The organism is Frankia sp. AgPm24 (genome assembly GCF_023243055.1).
Taxonomy (GTDB): Bacteria; Actinomycetota; Actinomycetes; order Frankiales; family Frankiaceae; genus Frankia; species Frankia umida.
On sequence record NZ_JALKFW010000217.1, the window covers coordinates 34684 to 61635 of the forward strand.

The window sequence follows — 26952 nt, forward strand, 5'->3', positions numbered from 1 at the left end:
ATACCTCCGGCTGTGCGCTCAGCCGAGGCGGACGAGGGTGCGTTGGGCGGCGTCGGCGACGATCCAGCTGCCGTCCGGCAGCAGACCGATGCCGCGGGCGTCGCGGGGCCCGGCCGGCGGGCCGCCGACCCGGCTGAGCCGCAGGTCCGGTGTGATCCGGTAGATCGTCTGCTCGGTGACGTCGAGCAGGTGGCAGGTGCCGTCGGCGGCCACAGCGATCTCCTGCGGGCGGTACAGCACCGCGGCGAGAGCGGGCATCGCGTCGGCCAGTCCGCCCGGCATGCGGGCCTGGCGGCCGGGGAACGTCCCGGCGAGGGTGGTGATCCGGCCGTCGGCGTCGACCCGGCGGAGTCGGCCGTTGCCGGTGTCGGCGAGGTAGAGCCGCCCGGCCGAGCCCAGGGCGAGGCCGTGCGGTTCGTGCAGTTCGGCGTCGGTGGCGGGACCGCCGTCCCCGCTCATTCCCGCTCGGGCGGTGCCAGCCTGACGGGTGAGGGTTCCGTCGGCGCCTCGTCGCAGGACGCGGTGGTTGCCGGTGTCGGCGACGAACAGGGTGCCCGCGCCGTCCACCGCCAGACCCCGTGGATGCGCCAGCGGCGGCCCACCGGCGAGCCCGCGGAAACCGTCGGAGCCGCCGAGTACGGTGGTGATCGTCCCGTCCGGGGTGACCCGGCGGATGCGGTTGTTGAACGTGTCGGCGATGTAGAGCTCGCCCTGTGGTCCGACGGCGACGGCACGCGGGCTGTCGAGCGCCGCCTGGTGCGCGGGGCCGCCGTCACCCGCGAATCCGCTGCCGTCGCGGCCGGCGACCAGGGTGACCGTCCCCCGCGGTGAGATCCGCACGACCTGGTGGCGCACCGTCTGCGCCACGTACACCGTGCCGTCCGCTGCGACGGCGATCCCGCCCGGATCATCGACGTGCACGTCGAGGTGCGTGTCGACGGTACGGGCCGGGCGTCCCGTTGCTCGCCCGAGCCGCCAGCGCCGGGTGGCCGTCGGCGGGTCGGCCGGTCCCGGTCGTGATGGATGCGTCGTCTGCTCGGCACCAGACCGGTCGCCACCAGACCGGTCGCCACCAGCGCGGTCGGCACCAGCGCGGTCGATGCCGATGGTGGGTGCCGCGGGGCCGTCCGTCCTCTCCCGTCCGCCGGACGACCGGGTGTCGGCGGACCTGCCGGACGATCCGGAATCACCGGACACGGTGACGTTGCCGGATGCGGTGGTGCCGGCGGTTGGTCCGGAGGTGGCGGAGCGGTCTCGGCGGCCGCGGCCGCGGCGGCGGGGTGGTTGGGCGTCGCGGGCGGCGGCGTGGATGTCCTCGGCGACCTTCAGCGGCAGGGCGCTGTCGCGTAGCCAGGTCGGACCGAGCAGCGTTCCGGCGGTCGCGGCGAGTTCGACGGCGAGCTGTCGGGTGGTGGGCCGGCGGCTGGCGTCCTTGCTCAGAATTCGGGCGACCAGGTCCGCCAGCGGGGTCGGGACGTCCGGCATCGGCGGGGGTGGGACCTGGTGATGGTGACGGCCGTATTCGGCGAAGGTGAGCCGTGGGCCGAACGGTAGCCGTCCGGTGAGCAGTTCGTAGAGGACGACGCCGAGGCTGTACACATCGGTGGCGAAACCCGGACGGCCGAAACCGAAGATCTCCGGGCCCATGTACGGATAGGTCCCGGCGACGCTCGCGGTCGTCGACGTGACGTTCTCGACGATCTTGGCGATGCCGAAGTCGACGACCTTCGGCGTGTCATCGGCGGCGAACATGAGGTTGGCCGGCTTGATGTCGCGGTGCAGAACCCCGGCCGCGTGGGCGTAGCCGAGCGCCTCGGCGGTGGCTATCCCCACCGCGCAGATCTCGGCCAGCGAGACCGGGCCGGCTCGGGCGCGGGCGCGCACCGTTCCGCGTGGCAGCAACTCCATGATGATCACGCCGAGGCCGTCGACCTCCTCGCCGTCGAAGACCTGCACGACATGTGGATGGTCAAGTGAGGCGAGCAGCTGCGACTCGGCGGCGAACCGGGCCCGCGCGCCCGCGGCCAGACCGCTGCCACCAGTCAACCCGCGCTCGCGCCCATGGTCGCCCTCGTGGTCGTCGAGGTCGAGGTCGTGGTCGTCGTCGGTGAGATCGAGCACCTTGAGCGCGACCATCCGGTCGAGCAGCCGTTGGCGTGCGGCGAACACGGCGCCGAACGCCCCGCGGCCGAGCAGCTCGCCGATCTCGAAGCGAGGCAGCCCGGCGGCGAGGCGCGCCCGGTCGATCGTCACCGGCACGGCGGCCGGTAGGGCAGATCGGGCAGGTAGCGGGCCCATTCCGCCCGGGTGATCGGGTCACCCATCCGGGTGCAGATCTGGTCGACGACCCGTTCGGTGTCGGTGTCCCAGACGAACCCGACGACCTGGTTGGGCCCACCGACCAGGTAGCGGCCGTCGGGGGTGTAGGAGACCGCGACCATGGCGCCACGGCGTCCCCCGAGGCGCACCGGTGACGCGGCCGGATGCGCCACGTCCCAGGTGACGACGGTTCCGTCGCTGACGGCGGCGGTGATCCCGCGGCCGTCCGGGGTGTAGGTGATGGAGTTGACGGTGGCGGTGGCGCCGACGTAGGTCTTCGCGGCGACCGGGCGCCGCAGGTCACGGACGTCCCAGGTGCGCACCTGGGATTCGGTGCCGGCGGCCATCGTCTGTCCGTCCGAGCTGAACCGGATGCTGGTGACGGTGGCCGGGAACCCGCCGAGGGTGGCCAGCGGCGCCGGACGGCCGGGGGTGCGCACATCCCACAGTCGCAGCTGATGGTCGGGGCCGCCGGTGGCCAGGGTGTGCCCGTCGGGGCTGACCGCGACGGCGGTCAGGCCGAACCGGTGGGCGTTCACCCGGGCCAGGGCCCGCGGCGCCCGCGGGTCGTGGACGTCCCAGACGGCGAGTTCACCATCGCCGACGGCGGCGTACAGCGTCCGCCGGTCGGGGCTGAAGACCAGCTCACCGACGATGTAGGCGCTTTCCCGCATCGTGGCGAGCGCGGTGACGTGCCGCGGGTTGGTGGTGTCCCACAGCATGATCCTGCCGTCCTGGCCGGAGGTGGCCAGGGTGCGACTGTCACCGGTGAGTGCCAGGCCGTTGATCGCGCCGTCGTGTCCGGTCAGGGTCTGGATCGAGCGGGGGCGTGCCGGGTCGGCCAGATCCCACAGCATCGTGGTGTTGTCGTAGGCGCCGGTGACCACGAACCGGCCGTTCGGCGCGACCAGGGCGTTCCAGATGAACTTGGTGTGCCCGGCCAGGGTGTGGTCCAGTACCGACCACTGGCGCATCGAGGCGTCGGCCGCGCCGGTCGCGAGTGTCCGCCCGTCCGGGCTGAACGCGAGGCCCAGCACCTTGGCCGGATGCGGGAGCAGTTCCAGCGCATCGTCGTTGTGCAGCGGGTTGACGAGTTTCACCGTGCTGGCGCTGGCGAGGGCCAGCATCTGCCCGTCCGGGCTGAAGGCGACGGAGTCCACCGACGAGGTCTGGTCGTCGACGTAGATCTGCCGCGGATGCGCCGGATCCGTGACGGTGAACACCCGCGCGGTGGTGTCGAAACTGCCGGTGGCGGCGCTGCGCCCGCTGTGACTGAACGCGACCGCGCGGACCTGCTGGTTCGCGTCGAGCACCAGCCCGGTGCCGTCCTCACGGGCGAGCTGGGAGATCTCCCGCGGCTGGGCCGGGTCGGTGACGTCCCACAACCTGGCCGTCCCGTCGTCACTGCCGGTGAGGATGAGGGTGCCCGCAGGGTTGTAGGCGAGGGCGCGCACCTCGGCGGTGTGCCCGACCAGGTCCGCGCCGGCTACCGGCCGCCTCGGCTCGCTGATGTTCCACAGCCGGACGTGCGTGCCATAGCCGCCGGTGGCCAGTGTCCGCCCGTCCGGACTGAAGGCGAGACCGAACACCGAGGTGGACGCGGCGGTGGGCAGGGTCGCGAGGAACACCGGCTTCGTCGGATCGGCCAGGTCGTACAGGCGCACCGTGTGGTCGTCGCTGCCGGTGGCGAGCAGATGGCCGGTCGCGCTGAAGGCCACCGACTTCACCGCCAGCCGATGGCCGGTGAGCTTCGCCAGCGGTGTGCCGCGCGCCGGGTCGCGGGCGTCCCACAGATCTGTCGTCCAGTCGTTGCTGCCGGTGGCCAGCAGCCGGCCGTCCGGGCTGTAGGCGGTGGCGGTGACGGCCGCCCAGTGCCCGCCGAGCCGGCGGGTGGCGAACCCGTAACCGCTCGACAGCGAGTTGATCACGGCGCCGCGGGCGGCGGTGGTGTCGGCGTAACGGTAGGCGACCAGGCCGAGCTGTGCGGCCAGCAGCGGGTCGGAGCCGCGCAGCGAGTCCGCCTGGTTGGCGACCTGCCGGGACAGTGCCAGACCACGGTCATGCTCGGCGGTGGAACGCTGGTGCAACGCATACACCGTCGCGGCGACGGCGAACAGGACGAGCACCGTCAGGATGGCGACGAGCTGCTGCAGCCGGCGGGTGCGGCGCCGGGCGGTCCGCGCACCGGCCTGCTCCCCGGCGACGCTCTCGTCGAGGAACGCCGCCGCCGTGCCGGACAGCCCGGCCCGATGGTCACCCACCGCCGCCCATTCGCTCGCGGTGGCCAGCCTGGTCCCCGACAGCAGGTAGGACGGGTCCCGTCCCCCGCCGTCCCAACGTCCGGCGGCCTCGGTGACCTCCTGACGGGTGAGGGCACCGACCCGGTCGAACTCGATCCACTGCCGCAGCCGTGGCCAGGATCGCAGCAGCGCCTCGTGGGCGAGCTGCACGCTGTCCGCGTCCGTCGTGATCAGCCGGGCCGCGATGAAGCCGTCGAGGACACGGGTGCCGGCAGCGGTGTCGCTGACCTCGTCGAGCAGGTCCTCGCGGCGCATCCGGCGACGGGTGTCGTCGGTGGCCTCGCCGATGCGGACCAGCCGCATGAGCAGTTCGCGGGCCGCCGCCTGGGCCGAGGGGTCGAGTGCGGCGTAGGCCTGTTCGGCGGTGGTCGCGATCGCACCGACCAGCCCGCCACCGCGCAGGTGCCCGGCGACGGTCAGCGTCCGGCCCTCACGCTGCTGCCAGGTGGTGAGCAGCGCATGGGCGAGCAGGGGGAGCGCCCCCGGATCGCCGATCACCGAACCGCCGCCGCCGTCCGCGTCCCATCCACTGTCGCGGGGAGCGCCGTCGCTGTCGCCGCCGCCGGCACCCAGCCCATGCAGCAGCAGATCGACCAGACCTGGTTCGCAGGTCAACCCGACCAGCTCCGCCGGGCGCACGATCGCGTCGCGGACCTCGTGCGTCGTCATCGGCCCGACGATGACCTGACCGGACTGCAACGCGTCGAGCAGCTCCGGGTGGGCGGCGCAGTGGCCGTAGAAGTCGGCCCGCACCCCGAGCACGACGACGGCGGGCGCCGGCGTCCCGTCGTCCGCCGGTGTGCTGACCGCACGCAGGCAGCGGATGAACGTCCCCCGGTCAGCCTCGTCGCTGAGGGTGAACAGCTCCTCGAACTGGTCGACGACCAGCACGATCCTTCGTGTCGCTCCCGACGCCGCCGTCTCGGGGGTCGGCGCTGCCCCGTCCGAGGTGGTGCGCAGGGCGAGGAGCTCGGTGAGGGCATGGGCGAACCGGTTCGGGTCGCTGACCAGGGCCTCGAGCTGGGTGCTGGCCAGCAGTGGCACCGTGGTCGCCTGAGCGAGGCGGGCGGCGAGTTCGCGCAGTGGCTGCGCGGTGGGTGTCATGATGATCCGCGGCCAGCCCGCGGAGCCGGGCAGCCGGCCGGCGGCCAGCGCCGGCACCAGCCCGGCCCGCAGCAGCGACGACTTGCCCGCCCCCGACGCGCCGACCACGACCAGCGGACCCGCCCCCGCGAGCCGTTCCCGGAGCCGGGCGAGCAGATCGGTGACGGCCCGGTCCCGGCCGAAGAACCACTGCGCACTCGCCGCGTCGAACGACGTCAGTCCCGGGTACGGGCACACCTGCCGGGCGACGACCGGCGACTCGACCCGCCGGGTGACGAAATCATCACCGTCCGCGTCGGTGTCCGATCGCTCGGGGCCGGGCAGTTCGGGGCCGGGGGAGGTGTGGGCCTGGTTGGTGGCCATGATCAGCAGATCGGCCCAGTTGCTGACGATCCGCCGGGTCGGCAGGGCGTCGGCGAGTCGTGGCCGCAACCGCCGGTACAGGTCCTCCAGGGTCAGCTCGGGCGGGCCGTCCGGGTCCCCGGCGACGAGCAGGGAGATCAACAGGCCGGTCAGCGCGGTGCGTTCGGCGCCGGGCGCCGCCAGGGACACCAGGTCAGCCGCCGCGCTGACCAGCACGTCGATCCGCCCGGCCGGGCTCTGCGCCCCGCCGATCGGACGCGCGGCCCCCTGCGCGCCACCCGTCTCGTAGGCATCGATGACCAGCGCGACCCGACGCGCCCGGCTCCCCGCCGCGATCGCCATGATCTCGAGGAAGCCCAGCCCCGTGTCGGCCAACCGTTCGACGTCGCCGTCCGTGCCGGCGGTGGCCAGGAAGATCTCGCCGTGGGCGCCGCGCACGAGGGCGCCGACATACCAGAACACCAGCAGGTCCGTCGCGTCCGCCGCGGCCGCGGACAGTGCCGTGGTGACCTCGGCCGGCGACGCCGGATCGGCGAGCACCTGAACCTGCCTACCCGCGAGCCCGCAGCCTCGGGCCAACGCGTCGGCAAGGTCGGTCACGGTGCGCCGGGCCTGCGTGACCGCTTCGATCCCGCCCCCGGGCCGTTGTGCCCCGACACCGACCAGCACCGCCCGCGTCCGTGCGGTGTCCAGGTGCGTGCGTTCGCCCATATGGACGCCGACCATGGCGCATCCCCCGTAGCATCCCCCGATGCCCCGCCGGCCACCTCGCCGCCCGGCAACCCGGGGCGAGCCCAGCGGGCGGCCCCGGCGGCCCGGTAGGGCGACTGAACCGGCAGAGCAGCCGGACCATCAGCGCCACCGGCCTGGCGGACGGATGGATGGCGGAAGCAGCCGTGTCCCCACACGGCTGTCGCACATTGTATCGATCGGTCAGTGCATCAACGCGGAAACTGGTCAGTGTCCGGACAAGCCAGTCTGTCCTTCAGGTCAGCCTCGTCCGACCGCGCGGGCGGCGCGGACAACGCGGCTACCTTGCGCAGCAGGATGGCGCGTTCACGGGCGTTGCCGCACAGGCGGGCGGCCTGTTCGAGTTCCGTGCGGGCCTGCGTGGTGCGACCGAGGCGGGTCAGCAGCTCCCCGCGCACGGTGGGCAGCAGATGCGAACCGTTGAGCAGGCCGCCGCCGGCGAGGGCGTCGACGATCTCCAGGGCTGGCAGTGGGCCGTGCGCCATCGCGACCGCCACCGCCCGGTTGAGATCGACGATCGGCGACGGCGCGACCTGACCGAGCGCCTCGTAGAGCAGCACGATCCGCTCCCAGTCGGTCGCCGCCACCGCTGGCGCCCGCGCGTGACAGGCCGCGATCGCGGCCTGTAGCCCGTAGGGACCAAGGCCGCGCCCGACGGCGGACGCCCGCTCGAACGCGGCCAGCCCGCGCCGGATCGCCGCCCGGTCCCACCGGCCGCGATCCTGGTCGGCGAGCAGGACCGGCTCACCGTCCGGACCGGTGCGTGCCGGGAACCGCGCGGCGGTGAGCTCGCACAGGGCGAGCAGACCGTGGACCTCCGCCTCGTCCGGCAGCAGCGCGACGAGCATCCGGGTCAGCCGGATCGCCTCGAACGCCAGATCCGGCCGCAGCAGATCCGCCCCGGAGGTCGCCGTCGAACCTTCGGTGAAAATGACGTAGAGCACGCTGAGTACCGCACCGAGCCGTTCGCGGCGCTCGTGCGCCGGTGGCAGGGCGAACGGCACGCGGGCCGCGGCGATCGTCTTCTTCGCGCGGGTGATCCGGGCCTGGATCGTCGGGGTGGGCACCAGGAACGCCCGGGCGATCTCCTCACTCGACAGACCACCGACCACCCGCAGCGTCAGCGCCACCCGGGCCTGCGGCGCGAGCACCGGATGGCATGCCGTGAACATCAACGCCAGCACGTCGTCGTGGACCCGGTCGGGGTCCCACAGCAGATCATCGCTGTCCTGCTGTGACGTGAGCGTGAACGATCCGCCCGGCAGGCAGCCCGCGGCGGTCGACCTCGCCGCGACCGGCGCACCAGAACTGGTCTGACCCTCGGTGAGCTGGTGCGCGAGCTCGGCGTAACGCTCGTCTCGGGTGCTACGGCGGCGGAACGCATCGATCGCCCGCCGCCGTCCCGTCGTGAGCAGCCACCCCGCCGGACTACGCGGCACGCCGGAATCCGCCCAGGCGACGAGCGCCTCCGTGACCGCCTCCTGGGCGACGTCCTCGGCCAGCGCGAAGTCCCCGGTGAACCGGGCCAGCGCGCCGACGATCCGGGCGGCGTCGATCCTCCACACCGCCTCCACCGCCCGCCGAGCCGATGCCCCCGCGTCCGCCCCCGCGTCACCCGGGACGCCGCCGCCCCCCGCCTCACCCTGGACGCCGTCACCTGGGAGGTCGTCACTCGGGAGGCCGTCACCGGCCGGAGCGGCGGCGTTGTCGGGCATCAGAGCTGGCCGGTGCGCTCGCGCCAGGCACGCTCCCTGACGACCCACTCGTTGTCCTGCGGGAACTCGTCGATGCCGGGGACCCGACGGATCTCGCACTTGGAACCGGGGATGGAGGGCATCCGGCGGGCCCACTCGACGGCCTCGTCCTTCGTGGCCACCTCGAGGATGTAGAAGCCGCCGAACAGCTCCTTCGTCTCCCCGTAGGGACCGTCGGTGACCACCGGGGTCTCACCGGAGTAGTCGACGACGACGCCCTGGGCCGCGTCGTCCAGACCCTCGGCCGCGACCAGCACGCCGGCGTGGATCAGTTCCTCGTTGAACCGGCCGACCTTCTCGAGCATCTCCTCGAACGGAGTCGAGATCATGTGCTGGAACGACTCGTCGCTGTTACGCATGATCAGCATGTACTTCGGCATGTGTCGATCTCCCTGCTCCGGGCCGCCGTCCGACCCTCTCACCTCCAGGTCGAACGGGACACCGGCACATCGACACCACGTCGCACCATCGCCAGGGATTTTTTCGGCCGCACCGTCCCGGCGTCCGCGCACCGCCCGCGACGAAGATCCGCGCCGGTGCGCCACCTGCCTGGACGGGGGCGAGGTTCCCGCGTCCAGGCAGGTCACCCGCGGTCGCCGTCCGAGGGTGTGGGGGAGCAGCGGGTCTCGGTGGCAGGTCGCTTTCCCGTCCGGGCCGCCCGGCGGCCGGGGGTCCTCGGCGCCCGGCCCGCGGTGTCGCGTCCGGATGCGGAGGACTGTGCGGCCACATGCCGAGGACTGTTCGGTCTGACGAGGCTGAAATCCCGAACAACCCTCGGCATGACGTGATCTTGGCCGCGGTCTGGCAGTGGTCTGGTCTCGTTCCGAGCGGATTACGCGAGCTGGGGCTCGCGGACGCGGTCGGCGCCGGCGCGCAGCGCGGGGATGAGCTCCTTGCCCCACTCGACGACGTCCTCGTACGGGTCGAAGCCACGGATGAGGAAGGTGTCGACGCCGATCTCGTGGTAGCGCAGCAGCGCGTCCGCGACCTGCGAAGGGGTGCCCACGTGGCCGGAGGAGTTACCACCCGGGCCGGTCAGGGCGGTCACGCCGAACCACAGCCGCTCGTCGTGCACCTGCTGGCGGGCGGCCCGCTGCATCCGGGCGGACGACTCCGACTCGGTGGTGCCGAAGCTGCGGATGCCGAGGGCGGCACCGGCGACCCCACCGGCTCCGGCGGCCTCGACCCGGCGGCGGGTCTCGGTGAGGATGGCCTCGGCGCGAGCCCAGGCGGCGTCCTCGGTGTCGGCGATGATCGGGCGGGTGGACAGGCTGAACCGCAGGGTCCGGCCATGCTTGGCGGCCTCGGCCCGCAGCGTCGCGATGCGCTCGGCGGTCTGCTCCAGCGGCTCGCCGAAGAGCATGTAGGTGTCGGCATGCTGCCCGCCGACCCGGACCGCCGCGTCCGACTGGCCACCGAAGAACAGCGGGATGCCACCGGGGCGGACCGGCTTGACCGTGCTGTACGCGCCCTCGAACCGGTAGAAGCGGCCCTCGTGGTCGAACGGCTCGTCGGAGGTGAGGGTGCGGCGCAGCACGTCCATGAACTCGGCGGTGCGGTCGTAGCGGGTGTCGTGGTCGGCGAAGTCGCCGTCGCGACGCTGGTCGGCGTCGTTGCCACCGGAGATGTGGTGGATGGCGACCCGTCCGCCGCCGGTGAGGTGGTCCAGGGTGGCGAGCTTGCGGGCGACGAGCGTCGGCTGGGTGAACCCGGGCCGGTGCGCGATCAGCACGCCAAGTCGCGACGTGTTCGCCAGGACGTGCCCGGCGACGGCGAACCCGTCCGGGGAGACGGCGCTGTAGCCGATCAGCACCCGGTCGAAACCGGACGCGTCGTGGGCCTGCGCGAACCGGGTCAGGTAGGCGGTGTCGACGGCGGGCCCGCCGAGGTAGGAGCCACGGGTCTCCGACGCTTCCTTGGTACCCACCATGCCGAGGATCTCGAGGGACATGCGCGCAACCTTCCTGGTACTGGACGTGCGGGACGTGCGGGACCTGCTGGATGTGCTGGATGTGCGGGACCGGGACGTGCGGGGCGGGTCAGACGGAGACGGGTTCGCGCTCGGCGGTCTGCTCGCGGACGAGGCGGATGAGCGTGCCGTAGTCCCGGGCGTCCGAGACCGGGTCGAAACCGCGGATGAGCAGGGTCGAGACGCCGACGCCCACGTAGTCGACGAGGGACTCGGCGACCTGCTCGTAGCTGCCGACCAGGGCGGTGGAGTTGCCCGCGGCGCCGGTGGCCTTGGCGATGGCGGTCCACAGCCGCTTGTCGTGGACGTCGCCCTCGGCGGCGTAGCGCAGCAGCCGCTGGCTGCCGACCTGCGCGGCGCTGTCGATGCCGAACACCTTCTTCACCTCGCCGGCCCGCTCGCGGGTGAGTTCGAGGATGTGCGCGGCCCGGTCCCAGGCGGCCTGCTCGGTGTCGGCGGCGATGGGCCGAAGGCTCACGCTGAACCGGGTGTCGCGGCCGTACGGCGCGGCGGCGGCCCGCACCTGGCGGATGCGTTCGATGATGCCGGCCAGCGGCTCACCCCAGAACGCGTACACGTCGGCGTGCTTGCCACCGACCCGCACCGCGTCCGCCGAGGCCCCGCCGAAGTAGATCGGAACGCGTCCGGCCGGCGGGCGCACCGCGGAGAAACCCCCGCGCACCTGGTAGAACTCGCCGTCGTAGTCGAACGGCACCTCCGACTCCCATTCGCGGCGCAGCACGTCGAGGAACTCGTCGGTGCGCCGGTAGCGGGTCACCTTGTCGGACAGGTCGCCGTCGCGGGCCTGGTCGGCGTCGTCCCCGCCGGTGATGACGTGCAGGGCGATCCGGCCGGGATGGAACGCGTCCAGGGTGGCGTACTTGCGCGCGGCGATCGTCGGGGCGACGAAGCCGGGACGGTGCGCGAGCAGCACCTTCAGGGTGGTGGTGCGGGCGAGGATCTGGTCGGCGACGACGAAGCCGTCGGGCATCGCGGAGCTGTGCGCGACGAGCACCCGGTCGAAGCCGGCGTCCTCATGCGTGCGGACCAGCAGTTCGAGGAAGTCCGGGTCGACGGCCGGCCCGCCGAACCCCTGCGCTTCACTGCCCGCCGAGGTGCTGGCGATCCCGATGAACTCGATGCTCACAGCGAGGTTTCCTTCCGGACGGCGGACGTGTCAGCGGCGGCGGTGCCGGCAGCGGCGGCGGTGGTGGCGGCGGGCAGCCGGGCGCGCCAGGTGCGGTCGTGGTGGCAGGCCGAGATCCAACTGCCGGCGGGACGCCCGGGCGCCTCCACCCGCGGCGGGGCGGTGTCGCAGTCGACGGTGGCGAACGGGCAGCGGTGCGCGAACACACAGCCGCCGACGTCCCGCGCGTCCGGGCGTGGCCCGGGGGTCGGACCCGCCGCGGTCGAGGCGGTGGTCGTCGTGGCCGCTGTGGTCGTGGTCGGGTCGGGGATGCCGGGGGCGGGTGCCGGTCGCAGCGCGGCGGCGGCCTGCCGGTTACGGCCGTGGATGTCGGGTGCGGAGGCGATCAGCAGCGCGGTGTACGGGTGCCGTGGCGCGGCGAACACGTCGGCGATCGGACCGTCCTCGACGACCCGTCCCCGGTAGAGCACGACGACCCGGTCGGCGATGCCGGCCAGCGAGCTCAGGTCGTGGGAGATGACCACGATGCCGACGGACAGCCGGCGGCGCAGCTCGTCGAGCAGGATCAGGATGTGGTTGCGGTTGGACGCGTCGAGCGCGCTGACCGGTTCGTCGCACAGCAGCAGCCGCGGGTCCGCGACGACGGCCCGGGCGATCGAGGCGCGCTGGCGCTGCCCGCCGGAGATCTGCGCGGGGCGTCGCTGCGCCACGGCCGGGTCGAGGCCGACCAGGGTGAGCGCGCCGGCGACCCGTTCGGCCCGTTCGGATCTGCTGCCGACGCCGGCGATGGCCATGCCCTCGGCGATGCTCGCCCCGATGGTGAGCTCCGGGTCGAGGGAACGCAGCGGATCCTGGAAGACGAACTGGATCGCCCCGCCACGGCGGAACCGGCGGCGGGCCCGGGTGCGCAGGCCGAGGATGTCCTCGCCGTCGAGCCGGACCTGGCCACGGTCGGCGGGGGTGAGTCCGGCGACCGCGCGGGCCAGAGTGGTCTTGCCGGAACCCGTCTCGCCGACGATCCCGACGATCTCCCCGGGGCGCACGGTCAGCTCGATGCCGTCCAGGACCCGGGTGCGTCCGATCCCGCCCCGTTCGAGGAAGGAGACGCCGAGCCCCTCGATCCGCAGCAACGGCACCGAGGACGGGCTCCCGGTGGCGTCCGCACGGCCGGTGCCGGCGGTACCCGGATCGTCCTGGTCGATGGTGGGGGTGTGGCTGGTGCCCGGCCGGCTGGCCGGCACGGGCCTGGCGCCGGCGGGTTCCCGCTGGGGGGTGGCGAGGTCGGGGGTGGCGAGGTCGATGTCGGGCATCAGGCGACTCCTGCTCCGGCGGCGGCTCCGGTTCCCTGCAACGCGATCTCCTCGACGCGCAGGCAGCGGACGGATCGGCCGTCCGGCTGGTCGGTCAGCGGTACCGGGCTGGTGCGGCACTCGGTGGTCGCGAAGGCGCAGCGGTCGGCGAACCGGCAGCCGGCGATCGTCGCGCCGACCGGCGGCGGCTGGCCGTCGATGACGGCCAGGGTGCGTCGTTCCCAGCTGCCGACCGAGGCGACCTGCAGCAGCGCCTCGGTGTACGGGTGACGGGGGGCGAGCAGCACCTCGGCGGTGGGGCCGGCCTCGACGAGTTCGCCGGCGTAGAACACCAGCACCCGGTCACACAGTTCGGCGATGACGGCGAGGTCGTGGGACACCGCGATGATCGACAGGCCTCGTTCGGCGCGCAGGGAGGCGAGCAGGTCGAGCACCTCGGCCTGGATGGTGACGTCCAGGGCGGTCGTCGCCTCGTCGGCGATGAGCAGCGCCGGATCGCCGCAGACGGCGATGGCCAGCACCACCCGCTGCAGCATGCCGCCGGACAGTTCGTGCGGGTACTGCCGGTAGACCCGCTCCGGGTCGTGCAGCCCCATCGAGGCGAGCAGCTGGACGGCGGTGGTGCGGGCGTCACGGCGGGAGGCGCCGAGTTTCACCCGTAGCTGTTCGGCCACCTGCCGGCCCACCGGGTAGGACGGGTTGAGGTAGGACGCGGGGTCCTGGAACACCGCGGCGATGCCGGTGCCGCGCAGCTGGTCCCAGGCTCGCCGGGGCAGCCCGACGAGCTGGGTGCCGTCCAGGTCGATCGACCCGCCGCTGACCGCGCAGCCGGGGGCGAGCACGCCGAGGACCGAGCGGCAGACCAGCGTCTTGCCGCTGCCGGACTCGCCGACGATCCCGATGGCCTCGCCCCGGCGCACCTCGAACGACACCCCGTGGACGGCCTCGGTGGCCCCGCCGCCGATCGTCACGTGCAGGTCGTCGACCTTCAGCAGCACCGGAGCCGGTGCGGTGTCGGTGGTGTTCGGCTCAGCCATGCGAGCTCTCCTCCTGACCGAAGCTCTGCCCGGCGCTCTGCGCGGATGTCTGCGCGGGGATGGCCATGGCCGGCGTCCGGGCGGATCCGCCGGGGGTGGGTTCGGCGTCGGGCTTGGCGCGTCGGCTGAACAGGCCGCCGCCGGCCGGCGCGGACGGGAGTCCGGTGGTGTCCCGGATGGCATCGGCGAGCGCGTTCAGGGCGCCGGCGGTGAGCGCGATCGCGAGGGCCGGCAGGATCGGTGCCCACGGCTGCTGGGACAGGAAACCCAGGTCGCTCGAGAGCATGCCGCCCCAGGTCGGCGCCGGTGGTTTCACGCCGATGCCGAGGAAGGTCAGCGAGGAGACGACCAGCAGGACCGCCGCGGCCAGCTGCGCCGTGGTGACCGCGACCGTCGGCAGCACCTTCGACCAGACATGCCGACGGATGATCCACCAGCGGGACGCCCCCAGCAGTTCGGCGACCTCCACGTACTGGGCCCGGGTGAGGGTGAGGGCGGCGGCCCGGGTGATCCGGAACAGCAGCGGCGCGAGGAAGATCCCGATCGCGAGCATCGCCTGGGTCAGGCCGTTGCCGAGCACACCGGTCACCGACACCGCGAAGATGATGTACGGCATGGTCATGATCGCGTCGACGATCCGCTGGGCCGCCCAGTCGAAGAACCGGCCGAAGAAGATCGAGGCGAGCCCCGCCGGCACGCCGATCACGAAGGCCACGGCGACACCTTCCAGGGCGCCGACGACCGAGCGGCCGGTGGCGTCCATGAGCCGGGAGAGCACGTCGCGGCCCAGGTAGTCGGTGCCGAGCCAGTGCTCGCCGCTCGGCCCGGACAGGGCGTGCGCGGTGTCCTGGGCGAGCGGGTCGTGCGGGGCGAGCAGGCCGCCGGCGAAGCCGAGGAAGACGACGACGGCGATGATCACCAGCGAGATCTGCGCGGACCGCAGCCGCAGGGCCTGGCGTAGCTGACCGCCGGTGTCGCTCATTGTTCCCGCCTCTTCGCATGCGGGGTGAGCCGCAGCAGGGCGGCGTTCACCAGCAGGTTGGACAGCACGACCAGCCCGATCATGGTGACCAGGACGCCCTGGATCACCGGGATGTCACCCTTGGCCGCCGCGTCCAGACTGAGCTTGCCGAGGCCGGGCAGGTTGAACACCGCCTCGGCGACCACCATCGCCCCGATGACCTGCGGGACGTAGTAGCCGAGCACGGTGACGGCGGGCCCGGCGGCGTTGCGCAGCGCGTGGCCGAACACCACCCGCCGCCGGGTCAGCCCGCGCACCTCGGCCCCGACGACGTAGTTCTCCCGCAGCTCTCCGACCAGGGAGGTGCGCAGCTGGCGGGCGATGGCCACGGCCACGTCCACCGACAGGGCGAGTGCCGGCAGGATCGCGAAGCGCAGCCACTGGCCGAAGTCCTGGTCGATCGGCACGTAACCGCCCGAGGGCAGGACCGGCAGGGTCACCGAGAACAGCACGATCAGCCCGATGCCGATGACGAACGGTGGGACGGTCGACGCCGCCGAGCACAGCATGGTGACCCCACGGTCGAACCAGCCGCCGCCCGACAGCGCCGCCCCGACGCCCAGCGCCCCACCGAACAGGATCCCGAGCAGCAACGCGACGATCGTGATCGAGACGTTCACCGGCAGCGCCTGGGTGATGCTGTCGGAGACCGGCAGGGTGGTGTAGTACGACCGGCCGAAGTCCCCGGTCAGCGCATGACCGAGCCAACTGAAGTACTGGACGAGAAACGGCCGGTCCAGACCGAAGTAGTGGTTCATCCGGTCGATGTCCGCGGGGGTCGCGGTCTCCCCGAGCACCTGGGCCGCGGGGTTGGTGTCGGTGAGCGCCCCGAGCCCGAAGGTGATGAACGTCGAGAGCAGCACCACCGGTATCCAGACCACCACGGCGGAGCGCAGTACCCGCAGCACGGGCCGCCCCAGCGCACCCCAGCGCACCCCAGCGCCACGTCCCGCCGACGGCTGGGTCGGCGTCGGTGCCGGCGCTGTGGGCCGGCCGATCTCCAGCGTTGTCATCAGCTCACCCGGACCCCTTCGAAGCGCTGCACGGCCAGGAAGCTGCCGAGCGTGGAGACGTTCTTCTTGCGGGCGAGAATGCGCGGCGTGGTGAACAGGAAGATGTTCGGCATCGTCTCCACCGCGATCTTCGTGGCGGCCTGCAGCACCTTGGGATAGGACGGGTCTTCCAGCGGCGTCTTGCGCACCGTGGCGAGCGCGGCGGTGAGCTCCGGCGGGGTCCTGCGGCCGGGGTTCATCAGGCCCTGCTCACCGAAGAGCACCTGGAAGGCCTGGACGGCCGAGTCGCGCCCGGCGAAGCCGTCCACCGCGAGGGCCCGGGAATGCTGGATGTACATGATCTGGGTGGCCTGGGCCGCCGGGATCGTGTCGATGGTGAGTTTCACACCGATTTTCGCCAGCTGTGCCTGGACCTGTTCGGCGATCGCGGTGGACGCCCCGGTGGTGGTGATCGGGACTTCCAGGCCGGTGGCGTGGCCGGCCTCGGCGAGCAGTTTCTTCGCCTTCTCCGGGTCGTAGGCGAAGGCGTTGTCCAGGCTCGGGTCGTGGCCGACATATCCCGGCGGGAAGGGTTGGTAGTTCACCACGCCGTAGCCGAAGGTCTGGGTCTTCGCGAGTGCGGCGCGGTCGATGCCGTACTTGAACGCCTCGACGACCTTCGGGTTGTCGAACGGCGCCTTGGTGATGTTCACGTCGAGCACCGTGGTGACCAGCGACGGGATGATCTGCACCTCGAGGCCGGCGGACTTCGCCGCGGACACCTGGCTGGCCGGGATCTGGGCGACGTCGAGACGCCCCGACTGCAGCGAGGCGATCGCCGTGGCGGCCTCGGGCGCCGGGTAGAGCTCGAAGGCGTCCAGGTGGATGTTCGCCTTGTCCCAGTAACCGGGGAAGCGCACCAGGTTCGCCGACTGGTTCGGCACGTAGGCGGTGAGCCGGAACGGGCCGGCGCCGACCGGCTTGGTGGCGATGCCCTTGGCGTCCTTCTCGAAGGCGGTGGGGCTCACGATCATGCCGGTCTTGCCGGCGAGCAGGCTCGGGATCTGGTAGTTCACGCTCGACAGGCCGAGCGTGACGGTGCGGGCACCGTCGTTGGCCGTGATGGTCTGGACGTCGACCAGCTGCGCTGCGACCAGCGAGCCGGTGAAGTCCCGACCGCGCTCGAGGCTCTTGCGCACCGCGGTGGCGTTCAGCGGGGTGCCGTCGCTGAAGGTGAGGCCGGAGCGCAGGACGAAGGTGACCTGCTTGCCCGTGGCGTCGTACTTCCACGACTCGGCCAGCGCCGGGACCGGGTTGGCCTTCTCGTCCAGTTTGGTCAGCGCGGCGTAGACGAGCGACAGGGCGTGCACGTCCCAGCCGGCGGACGACGTCACCGGGTCCCAGGAGGTCACTGTCGACCAACCCCAGCGCAGCGTCCCGCCGTTGCCGCCACCGGCAGCGACCCCGGAGTCGCTGCCACCACCGCAGGCGGCGAGCAACAGGGACGAGCCGGCAACTGCGCCGAGGCCGAGGAAGCCTCGACGGCCCAGCACCATCGCCTCACTGCGGCGATCCTGGGCGGTCGAGTCGGCTCGTAGGTGTGCTGCGTTCACGGGGGCCGTGGTTCCTCTCTGGGAAAAGGGATTGCGGGATGTTTCCCGGGGCACAGGGTGACCATGCGGGCGTCTGCCGTGCGCATTCCGCGCGAACACGTCGAAGAATCTGCTGTGCACACGGAGCCGATACGCGGACCTGTGGGCATGCTTCGCCCGCCCGGGATTACCGGGACGGAACTGTGGGCAGGATTCGACGCGCCCTTATCGCCGAACGGGCAGGGCTCGTGTCAGGAGTCGGGAAAAGCGGGCGCACTCGCGGCGGGCAGGAACACAGCTGAAAGGGAGCGTGTGGTGCCGGGAGTCCGCGAAGCCTGAAAGATCGACGGGTTCAGCGACAGAGGGCGCTGGACGTCCGCCGGTAGTCCACGTAGCGGCATGCCACGGGTAGGAATCTCGACCGCATGCGTGAACAATGCCCGACGTCCGACAAGTCCGTCAACATGCGGGCTGGATCGGTGCTGGTCACCGAGGTCGCCGTGTCCGATCTGCCGTTAATGGTCAAAAAATGCCTTTTCATAATGATAGATAGGCATTTGGGGGTGCGTTGACCGTTGGCAGGGTGGGTGCTGGTGACTGCCACGGCCGAGGGTCGCTGCCATGCGTGACTGATTCACGGCCCCCGGCAGTGGCGAAGGTCACTGTCAGCTCAGTCGAGCAGGTCGGGCTGCTCCTCGACGATGATCTCGTAGAGGGCGTCGAAGGCCCAGCGTGCGCCGTCGTTGTCGCGTCCGCCCTGACCGGCCGTGTAACTGGCGGTCCGGTGGTCCAGCAGCCGCAGCGGGCCGGCCGCGGCGGCCACCAGCTGGGTGTGGGCCGCACGTTCGGCCGCGATGAACCGGTAGGCCGCCGCCTCCACGCTCGCGCCGACGGTGAGCAGCCCGTGGTTACGCAGGATCACCAGCTTGTGCGGGCCGAGCGCATCGGCGATCTTCTGCCCCTCGTCCTGCGTGACGACGGCCCCGTTGTACTCGCCGAACACCGCCTGATGCTGGTAGAAGCTGCAGACATCCTGGGAGATCGGGTGCAGCGGCTCGCCGAGCGCGGCCAGGGCCCGTCCGTACGGCGAGTGGGTGTGCGCGGCGCCGATCACGTCCGGCCGGGCGGCGTGGATACGGGAGTGGATCGCGAACGCCGAGGTGTTCAGCGGTGGCTGCCCCTCGACGATCTCGCCCTGGGAGTTCACCAGCAGCAGGTTCGACACCGTGATCCGGCTGAAGTCCAGGCCGAACCGGTTCACCCAGAAATGGTCGGGCAACTCCGGGTCGCGTGCGGTGATGTGGCCGGACAGGCCCTCGGCCAGGCCGAGCTTGGCGAAGATCCGATAGGCCCCGGCCAGCTTGCGCCTGCGGTGCAGCCGCTCCTCGGCGATCGAACGCTGCGGCACCGGTCGCGGCCACACCCCGCCCTCGGCGGGGGAGACCAGCCCGTTCCAGCTGCTGCTCTCGTTGTCGTCGCTGGACGCCTCGTGCTGCCGGCCACCCTCGGTCACCACGATCACGGACGGCTCGGTGCTCGGGGAGGTCAGGTCGGATGCCAGTGTCATCTCGATCAGGATCCTTTCCGTTCGGTGATCGATGCGTGTGCTGTGGCAGCCGCGCGGACCGCCGCGATGACGCGCGTCGACTCCGCGCGCACCATCCAGTTCGGCTGCACCTCGGCGAACCGCACGACCTTCGCCTGGTCGATCACGACGGCGCTCGGGTAGGGCAGGACCCAGGAGCCGGTGCCGAGGATCTCGCCGAGGTCGACGCCACGCGCCCGGGAGGCGTCCCGCTCGGCGTCCGTCGGCGCGAAACCGAGGCCGAAACGGTCGATCAGCGCGTGATCGGGATCGCTGGCCACGGTGAAGTCGAACCCGTGCCGCTCCCGGACGCGCACCAGCCGTTCGGGGACCTGCGGGCTGATCGCCACCAGTTCCACCCCCAGCTCCCGCAGGGCGGGTGCCAGGGTCTGCTGGTAGCCGCGCAGGGCGGTGTTGCACGCCGGGCAGGCCTCGAACCGGAAGAACAGCAGCACCGCCGGCCCGCGCGCGACCAGATCGTCGAGCCTGGTGGTGCCACCCCCCGCCGTCGGCAGCGCGAACGGCGCGACGACGTCACCGGGCGCGACGAACCGGGACGGATCGGCCTGCTCGACGAGGCGTCCGCGGAGCTCGGCGTGGCCGCGCAGCTGCTCGGCGGGCCATTCCGCATCCCGGCTGGCCTGCAGTTCGGCCATGAATTCCGCCAGGGTCCGCGGCGCGGTCCGGGTCTGGTTCACGAGACAGTTCTCCTTCGGCGCCGCCGACGTTCTCAGGTGCCGGTGACGGGTGGTACGGCCTGCGGGCGGGGACGGGGAAACGTGAATGTCGGGGAGCGTGAAAAGTCCGGTTTCGAGGTGATCCTGACAGACTCGCGGGGAGGCTTCCCCGGTCTCTGGCGTATCCGCGACGGGCGTCAGCGGTATGCCGCGGCGCCGCGGGAATTGTTACCGTCGTGTGGCTGCCTGGCTGTGAACCGCGGGAATCTCTGTGGACATGGCTGTGCCGCGGACGGTCACCCGGAAGTCCCGGGCGTACCGCCGCCTGGCGTGCCGTTATCGGAACTCTGCGGTACGAGCGAATCTGCTGTCAAGCTTCTGCCGTCGGAATAAACGGCCTTCGGAACCCGTTTTCGCGAGCGCCATGGCCACGTTCTGTGATTGAGGTGAATCAATTTCAGCTGTGACTCTGGTCACACGTCATCTGTACTTGACCGATCGGGAAACTGTGGTCAACGTTGACGTGTGTTGAGGACCGCCTACCTGGTCACCCGCCAGCACATCGACCTGCTGCGCGTCATCTCCGCGAGCTGTCGCGGCCACTGATCTCCTGATCTCCGGCCCGCTGAGTCGGGCTGCGGCCAGTACCCGACGGCCAGCGCCCGGCCGTCCGCACGTCCGCACGTCCACCTGGTCGGTCGGCCGACCGGCGCACCGCGGTGCGGGTGCGGGTTCGGGCGGCTTCCTGAATCTCGCGGCTTCCGGCCGGTGCACCGCCGACGGCGGCTGGTCCGCGGACCCGGACATCACCTCTGGTGTTGCCGTCTCCGGCTGGTGTTGCTGTCTCCGGCGCCCCGCCGGTTTTCGGGAGCCGGCTTGTGTGCGGGACCGGCTGGTTTTCGGGAACCGGCGGTGCCGCGATTGTGCAGTGCGCGTCTCCCTCTGTCGTACGGAGAATCTGTGGATCTTCAACTTGCTGGCCGCCGGGCGATTGTGACCGGAGGTAGCCGTGGTATCGGGCGGGCGATCGCCCGGGCGCTGCTCGCCGAGGGAGTTCAGGTCGTCATCGCCGCCCGAAACGCCGAGGCGCTGAAAGCGACGGCCGCGGAGCTGACCGAAGGCGGCGTCGGGCGCACGGTCCTGCCGGTGGTCGCCGACGCCGGCGATGACGCGTCGGTGCGTGAACTCGTCGAGCAGACCGTGGCCGCCCTCGGCGGGATCGACATTCTGGTCAACAACGCCGCGAAGCCCGGTGGCGCCGGGGCCGGTGGCGGGGGAACCGTGGCACTGTCGACCGCCGACGCCGCCGCCGACTTCAACGTCAAGGTGCTCGGCTATCTGCGCACCGCCCAGGCCGTCACACCGCACTTCACCGCGCAGGGCTGGGGCCGGATCATCAACATCGGGGGGCTGGCGGCCCGCCAGGTCGGCCTCGCCTCCGGCTCGATCCGCAACGTCGGCGTCGCCGCGCTCACCAAGACCCTCGCCGACGAGCTGGGCCCGCACGGCGTCACCGTCAACGTGGTGCACCCCGGCCTGACGCTCACCGCGGACGACGGCGGCAGCGTCGTCCTGTCCGACGAGCAGATCCAGGCCGCCGCCGCCCGCATCGCCCTGGGCCGGGCCGTCACCGCCGACGAGGTCGCCGCGATCGTCACTTTCCTCGCCTCACCGCTGTCGGTCGCCGTCACCGGCGAGTCGATCGCCGCCGGCGGCGGCACCCTCGGCCCGATCCACTACTGACCGGCCGCTGACCCCGCCCCGCTCTGCTCTGCCACCCCGCTCGAAGGGAACCGCATCATGACCACCATCGTGGAGACCCCGGTCTCGTCGTCGCTGGACATCCGTCCGTTGCAGCCCACCATCGGCGCGGAGATCAGCGGTGTGAACATCGCCGAGCCGCTGACCCCCGCCGTGCGCGACGAGATCCGGGCCGCCCTGCTGCGGCACAAGGTCGTCTTCTTCCGCGACCAGGAGCTCACCCAGCAGACGCACGAGGCGTTCGCCCGCGAGTTCGGTCCGCTCTACACCCACCCGGGCGCCGCGAAGGCCGAGGCGACCTCCGGTGCCATCCACCGGATCTCCGCCGACGACCTGAAGAAGTACGAGAGGACGTTCCGCCCGCAGCCCGGCGACGACACCTGGGACGCCTACCACACCGACACCAGCTGGCGGCTCGTCCCCACCTGGGGTGCGGTGCTGCGGGCCGTGGTCCTGCCCGAGGTCGGCGGGGACACCGTCTGGGTCGACGCCGCGCTCGCCTACGAGAGCCTCTCCGACGAGATCAAGGAGCGCCTCGAGGGCCGCCACGTCACCCACGACTACCGCTCGGCGCTGCAGGTCTCCGGGCACGACTACCCGATCGTCGCGCACCCGGTCGTGCGCACCCACCGTGAGACCGGTGAGCGCAACGTGTGGGTGAACTTCACCCAGCGCCCCACGATCGTCGGCCTCGACCGGTCCGAGAGCCGTGAGCTGCTCGCGGCCATCATCGACCAGTACCGCCGGCCGGAGAACCAGGTGCGCTTCTCCTGGCGCCCCGGCTCGGTGGCCTTCTGGGACAACCGCGCCACCGTCCACTACGCCGTGCGCAACTACGGCTCCACCCCCCGTCTGCTCGAGCGCATCCTCATCGCGGACGACCCCCAGTACGCCGACCTGTAGTCAGCCCGCCCGACCGGGACATTCCGGATCACCGAGGGTGGTCAGGGCTCAGCCCTGACCACCCAGGCGCCGACAGCCACTGTGGCGCTAGGAGTGAAGCTGGTTGTCAACCTGATGTCGGATGGTCAACGCTGACACACCGAAGTAGGCGGCGACCGCGTCGAGTGCGGCGTCCTCATCGTGACCGTCAAGCTCGTCGAGGGCCCGACGGATGCCCTCGGCGGGGGCGAGTAGTTCGGTCGCGAAGGCTTCAGCGACCTGATCGTCGCCGACATGGACGGAGGAGAGAAGATACGCCTGCCGTTCCGGGCGCAGGAGCGTCAGACCGAGTGCCTTCGCCTGACGGAACGCCTGATAGTGGCTGGCCGAATCCAGACCACCGACCGCGCCGGGGAGCCTCGGCGGATTGCTCAATGCCAGGCCACACCGATCATCCTGAACGGCAGCCAGGCCCTGCAGCCCGCCGGCCGGACCCAGCAAAGCCTTCGCCCCGACCCAGCGAGATATGTCGAACGGCGCTGTCGGCACCGTGCCCAGGGTCTGCCGTACAGTGCGTGCCAGCACATATCCGGCGTTCCAGGGCCTCCTGCGAGGGCCGTCCGGCGATGCTCCTCCCGGTACTGGCGCAATTTCGCTACGGAGGGAAACCAAGGACATCTCGGATTCCCCGGCCGCACTGCTGGCAGCTTCCGATGCCCGTTTTATCCATTCGGCGGCCAGGTTCAGCGCATCGGAATCCGAATTGTCCAGAAAATCTGATCTCAGGTCGTCCGGGATGGCCGGCACAATTTCCAGCAGGCTCGCTGCGGTCTCCTCGTCCACAGAATATGGATCAAGGCCCAGTCTCGCCGCTACTCGACAGAACTCCCGCTCGTCCTCGTCGGCGAACCAGGCCAGACGGGTGACCGCACCTTCGGGAACCAGGGTAAGGTTGGGCCAGGCCATGCCATCCCCGGCACCCCGCATGTTGTGCCAGCGGAGCCAGGGATGCCGAGCAAGGTTGGACCAGTCCCATGTTTCCGTCCTGGCGGCGGACGGGCGGACGTGCTCCTGCAGAAGCCACCAGTTCGTGGCGATCCACTCGGCCAGTGGATAAAGGCTGCCGTAGGCCGACCGGCCGAAGTCGCAGCCTTTCCGTTCGGCTTCGGTCACGCAGGTGTTGTCGATCCACAGCTCGTATCTCGCCCACGTCGCGGCCAGCTCGGGCGCCCGTATGCCGGGGGAATTCTGCCATTCGATGCGCAGGTCCAGTCGGGCGCTCACGGGAGCCAGCCTGGCGCCTCGTGCGGAAGAATCGGGTAGCCGTTGTACTCGCCGGACCCCGAGTTGCTCAGCCGTGCCTCGTAGACCTGGTCGCCTGCACGGACCCAGGCATAACGCGGAAAGTCACCTTCTACGTACTCGCTTGCATGGCTGGCCCGAAGGGAATTCTTCGGCACGGCGACGCGTCGCTTCGTAGCCGCCCCGGCCCGGCCGCTGTCAGATAGTTCTTGTGTTCAGGGCTGGGGGTGCAGGAGGCGCGTCCGACAAGATCGTTCAGCTGTTCCTGGCTGGCCGATGTCAGTCGTGTCACGTTACGTGGTCGGTGGCGGTGAGGATGCCGCATCTCCTTCACCTCCAACGTCATGCCCCTTCGGTCCGTCAGGCAAGTCGAGCGTACCGACGGTCATCGCTGCGAACGTGCCAACTCTGTGTTCTCGTAGTATCCGCTCACCGCGTTCGCTTGAATCCTGGACCGTTTCACCTGTTGCGGGCGCTGATCGACTGGCCATCCAGCGGGGCCGCGGCACACCGTTGGGGTGGGTGGGCTATGCCGGCGGGGGTCGCTACGGCAGAGTTGGGGGTATGTCCAGCCTCGCGGCTTCGCCGGTCGGGCGGCGGGAAGCGGTGGCCGCGGTCGCGGCCACGCTCGCGCCGTCCGTGGGTTGGTCGTGCCGGTCCACCGCGCTGGGGGCCGAGGCGCTGCTGTGTTTCGATCTGGACAGCGACGAGCACCGTCGGCGCCAGGCGGCCGGTCTCGGCGCCGTCGTCGACGTGGGTGTGCTGGAGCTGCTGCTGGGCCTGCCGCTGGGGCAGCCGGTCGGCCGCGGGGACCTCGGCAGGTGGGAACAGCGTGCCGTCGCCAAGGCGCCGCCGGGATGCCTGCGGATCGGCGAGGGGTCGGTGAGTCGGCTCGCTCGGCCGCCGGTGAGTGTCCGGCTGGCCGTGCTCTCAGCCCGGGACTGGCGGGTCGGTCTGCAGCGGGCCGGGCGCCTTGCGCCCTTCACCGCCCGGGCGATGGCGCTGCACCGGACCCCGCGCGACCTGCCCGCGGCCTGCGCGGAGGCCGACTTCTACGGGGTCGGCATGTTTCTCGTCCGCGACGGTTCACCCGCGCGGATGCTGGTCGCGCCGGAGCCCTACCGGGCCGCTCGCCTGTCGGCCCGGATCTGGTGGTTCGCCGAACAGGCCTACCGGGCGCACCTCGCCGACGTTCCTACCCACCCCGGGCGGGCTGCGGCAGCGGGGCGTGCGTGACGGGCAGGGTCGCGAACCGGGTGATGTCCTTCGGTGGCGTGAAGGCCTTCTTCTGCCGGAGCCGGCTGTTCTCGATCTCGTGGGCATCGCGTGCGGCCTGGCACATCCGCTTCCAGTACGCCTGACGTTCGCCGAGACCCGGTTCGCCGAAGAAGCCGGGTAGCAGCCGGTTCCACGTGGCGGCGTTGTGTCGGCTGGCGGCTGCCTGAATCTCGCCGTCAGAACCGTCGAACCGGGTGAGTGCTCTGCCGGCACACTCCAGGCAGTCGCAGGTGGGCGGCTGGCGGTTGGCGTACAACCTGGCGATCCTGCCGCCGCCGACGAAGCTCAGCAGCCGCGGTATCAGCACGGCCGGCTGGACCGCGCCCATCTGGCCGGTCCGCGCCTTCTCATCCGGCGGGACGAGATGCCGCATTCCGCTGGAGGCGCCGATCGCGGCGAAGGGAGCGCCGTGCGCGACACCATCGAACGCCGCGAAGTCCGTGCGCCACGGGGCGACGCCCGGCACGGCGGTGAGCAGCCGCCGCAGGTTCGCCTGCGCCGCGCGCAGGTCCAGTGGGTTGAACTGCCCGCCGAAGGCGAGTGCCACCGGATGGCGGATGGTCGCCAGAACCTCGGTGAAAAAGTCGAGGTGGGGCTCGACGAGCCAGCCGACAGCGGCCGGGATGACGACGATGATGGCGCGCCGATCCAGATCGGCGACCACGTCGACCACCGCGCGCAGCGCGGCGCGGTCCCCGACCCGCAGATAGCCGGTCGGAGTCAGCGCGACCGTCGCGCCGTAGGCCAGCTGGGCGTCGAGTTCCAGCCCCAGTCGCACGTCCAGGCTCAGGCCCGAGTCCGGGAAGAACAGCCCGTCGTCCTCGTTCTCGTACACGAACGGCGCTTCCGCGGTGGCGAAGCGGGCCGCGTATCTCCCGGGATCCACGACAAGCGGGCCGACGTAGCCCTCGGCCCGCACCGCCCTGGCCTTCCTGAGCGGATCGATTCGTCCACCGCAGACAGCGAGACCGCCGTACGTCGGATCCAGGCCGACCGGCGTTCGCAGGCCGTGGGCGTCGGCCAGCAGGAAGATCCGTTCACGGAGCAGGACCTCCGCCTGGGTTGCCGGCGGACGTGGAGCGGAAACGGGCCGGAGCAGAGCCTCGCCATGCATGCGTGACCTCGCGGACGGGAGCAGGGACCGACGGTGGCAGCGAGCGACGAAGAAGCGCGTGAGACACCTCGGCAACACCGACCAGCTCGACGATGCGTGGCACGGCGTCACTGACAGGCCGGATCGCACATCCACGCGGCTGGCCTTCAGCTCAGATGGCGACCGTTATCTCGCTCACGGTAGCTCAACGCGGGCATTCCGACCATGCGCACACCAACTCGCGCTGCCGGTGGTGGCCAGTCCGATCGCGATCGGGCCCGTCCTCGCGGACGAGGACGTGGTGCGCGGCTGAGCGAACAGATCATGCGCCCGCCAACGGCCGGCGGTAATCTCGCGGCGCGACGGACGATGCGCACGCGCACCGGTACGGGGATATCCATCGCTCGCAGGCCGTGACCGCACGCCGGCGCGGCGGACGGAGGCGCCAGTGACGACGGTCGACGGCGGCGAAAGCCCGAACGGTCACCCGGGTGGGAACGGGCTCGGCGCGGGCCGGGAACTCACGGCGGCTGACGTGCAGGCCATCATCGGGGTGCAGAACGCCTATGCCGTGGCCATCGACCAGCGGGACTGGCCGGCCCTGCGGGCCTGCTTCGCTCCGGACGGGGGGGGGGGGGGGGGGGCGCCCCCCCCCCCCCCCCGCCCCCGCGGGGGGGGTGGGGGGGGGGCCGCGCCGCCCCCCCCCCCCCCCCCCC

20 protein-coding genes are annotated in these 26952 nt (G+C 71.6%); 4 read left to right on the forward strand and 16 right to left on the reverse strand.

Going from position 1 to position 26952, the window contains the following annotated elements:
- Positions 1-18: 18 nt before the first annotated feature.
- The 13 genes from MXD61_RS25020 to MXD61_RS25080 all read right to left on the reverse strand — a co-directional run bounded on the left by MXD61_RS25020 (position 19) and on the right by MXD61_RS25080 (position 19941).
- Complete coding sequence (locus MXD61_RS25020) at positions 19-2259, reverse strand: serine/threonine-protein kinase (protein WP_248815867.1); 2241 nt, start codon at positions 2257-2259, stop codon at positions 19-21.
- Positions 2250-6812, reverse strand: coding sequence for a WD40 repeat domain-containing protein (locus tag MXD61_RS25025; RefSeq protein ID WP_248815868.1), 4563 nt, complete (start codon positions 6810-6812; stop codon positions 2250-2252). The genes MXD61_RS25020 and MXD61_RS25025 overlap by 10 nt, the downstream gene beginning before the upstream one ends.
- 215 nt (positions 6813-7027) lie before the next feature.
- Positions 7028-8551 (reverse strand): RNA polymerase sigma factor, encoded by a 1524-nt coding sequence (locus MXD61_RS25030; protein WP_248815869.1) that lies wholly within the window; start codon positions 8549-8551, stop codon positions 7028-7030.
- Complete coding sequence (locus tag MXD61_RS25035) at positions 8551-8970, reverse strand: YciI family protein (RefSeq protein ID WP_163549876.1); 420 nt, start codon at positions 8968-8970, stop codon at positions 8551-8553. The genes MXD61_RS25030 and MXD61_RS25035 overlap by 1 nt, the downstream gene beginning before the upstream one ends.
- 452 nt (positions 8971-9422) lie before the next feature.
- Complete coding sequence (locus MXD61_RS25040; RefSeq protein WP_248815870.1) at positions 9423-10541, reverse strand: LLM class flavin-dependent oxidoreductase; 1119 nt, start codon at positions 10539-10541, stop codon at positions 9423-9425.
- Between the two features lie 88 nt (positions 10542-10629).
- A complete protein-coding gene (locus MXD61_RS25045) occupies positions 10630-11706 on the reverse strand; it encodes an LLM class flavin-dependent oxidoreductase (protein WP_248815871.1) in 1077 nt (358 codons plus the stop codon).
- Positions 11703-13016: an ABC transporter ATP-binding protein gene (locus MXD61_RS25050; RefSeq protein ID WP_285223377.1), complete on the reverse strand. Its 1314-nt coding sequence runs from the start codon at positions 13014-13016 to the stop codon at positions 11703-11705. Before MXD61_RS25050 ends, MXD61_RS25045 begins: the two co-directional genes overlap by 4 nt.
- Complete coding sequence (locus tag MXD61_RS25055; RefSeq protein ID WP_248815872.1) at positions 13016-14053, reverse strand: ABC transporter ATP-binding protein; 1038 nt, start codon at positions 14051-14053, stop codon at positions 13016-13018. Before MXD61_RS25055 ends, MXD61_RS25050 begins: the two co-directional genes overlap by 1 nt.
- On the reverse strand, positions 14046-15035 hold the full coding sequence (locus MXD61_RS25060) for an ABC transporter permease (protein WP_248815873.1): 990 nt from the start codon (positions 15033-15035) through the stop codon (positions 14046-14048). Before MXD61_RS25060 ends, MXD61_RS25055 begins: the two co-directional genes overlap by 8 nt.
- Positions 15032-16087, reverse strand: a complete 1056-nt coding sequence (locus MXD61_RS25065; RefSeq protein ID WP_248815874.1) for an ABC transporter permease — start codon at positions 16085-16087, stop codon at positions 15032-15034. Before MXD61_RS25065 ends, MXD61_RS25060 begins: the two co-directional genes overlap by 4 nt.
- Positions 16087-17622, reverse strand: coding sequence for an ABC transporter substrate-binding protein (locus tag MXD61_RS25070; RefSeq protein ID WP_251080584.1), 1536 nt, complete (start codon positions 17620-17622; stop codon positions 16087-16089). The genes MXD61_RS25065 and MXD61_RS25070 overlap by 1 nt, the downstream gene beginning before the upstream one ends.
- A gap of 706 nt (positions 17623-18328) precedes the next feature.
- A complete protein-coding gene (locus MXD61_RS25075; RefSeq protein ID WP_248815876.1) occupies positions 18329-19225 on the reverse strand; it encodes a class II aldolase/adducin family protein in 897 nt (298 codons plus the stop codon).
- A 5-nt stretch (positions 19226-19230) separates the two neighbouring features.
- Positions 19231-19941 carry a peroxiredoxin-like family protein gene (locus tag MXD61_RS25080; protein ID WP_248815877.1) on the reverse strand — a complete coding sequence of 237 codons (711 nt, stop codon included), beginning with the start codon at positions 19939-19941 and terminating at the stop codon, positions 19231-19233.
- Positions 19942-20880: 939 nt separating this feature from the next.
- Between MXD61_RS25080 and MXD61_RS25085 the strand changes: the two genes are divergently transcribed.
- Both MXD61_RS25085 and MXD61_RS25090 read left to right on the forward strand, forming a co-directional pair.
- Complete coding sequence (locus MXD61_RS25085; protein WP_248815878.1) at positions 20881-21663, forward strand: SDR family NAD(P)-dependent oxidoreductase; 783 nt, start codon at positions 20881-20883, stop codon at positions 21661-21663.
- A 57-nt stretch (positions 21664-21720) separates the two neighbouring features.
- Entirely contained in the window at positions 21721-22584 is an 864-nt protein-coding gene (locus tag MXD61_RS25090) for a TauD/TfdA family dioxygenase (protein WP_248815879.1), read from the forward strand.
- Positions 22585-22671: 87 nt separating this feature from the next.
- Here MXD61_RS25090 and MXD61_RS25095 read toward each other — a convergent pair whose 3' ends face one another.
- On the reverse strand, positions 22672-23847 hold the full coding sequence (locus tag MXD61_RS25095; protein ID WP_248815880.1) for an ImmA/IrrE family metallo-endopeptidase: 1176 nt from the start codon (positions 23845-23847) through the stop codon (positions 22672-22674).
- Entirely contained in the window at positions 23844-24023 is a 180-nt protein-coding gene (locus MXD61_RS25100) for a hypothetical protein (protein ID WP_248815881.1), read from the reverse strand. The genes MXD61_RS25095 and MXD61_RS25100 overlap by 4 nt, the downstream gene beginning before the upstream one ends.
- 406 nt (positions 24024-24429) lie before the next feature.
- On the opposite strand from MXD61_RS25100, the gene MXD61_RS25105 reads away from it, so the two are divergent.
- On the forward strand, positions 24430-25101 hold the full coding sequence (locus MXD61_RS25105; RefSeq protein WP_248815882.1) for a hypothetical protein: 672 nt from the start codon (positions 24430-24432) through the stop codon (positions 25099-25101).
- Here the strand turns inward: MXD61_RS25105 and MXD61_RS25110 are convergent.
- Complete coding sequence (locus MXD61_RS25110) at positions 25061-26257, reverse strand: hypothetical protein (protein ID WP_248815883.1); 1197 nt, start codon at positions 26255-26257, stop codon at positions 25061-25063. The two genes, MXD61_RS25105 and MXD61_RS25110, sit on opposite strands and share 41 nt — an antisense overlap.
- 427 nt (positions 26258-26684) lie before the next feature.
- Here MXD61_RS25110 and MXD61_RS28600 point away from each other — a divergent pair.
- Positions 26685-26952 (forward strand): nuclear transport factor 2 family protein (locus MXD61_RS28600; RefSeq protein WP_248815884.1); only part of this gene is annotated, 268 nt, incomplete at its 3' end.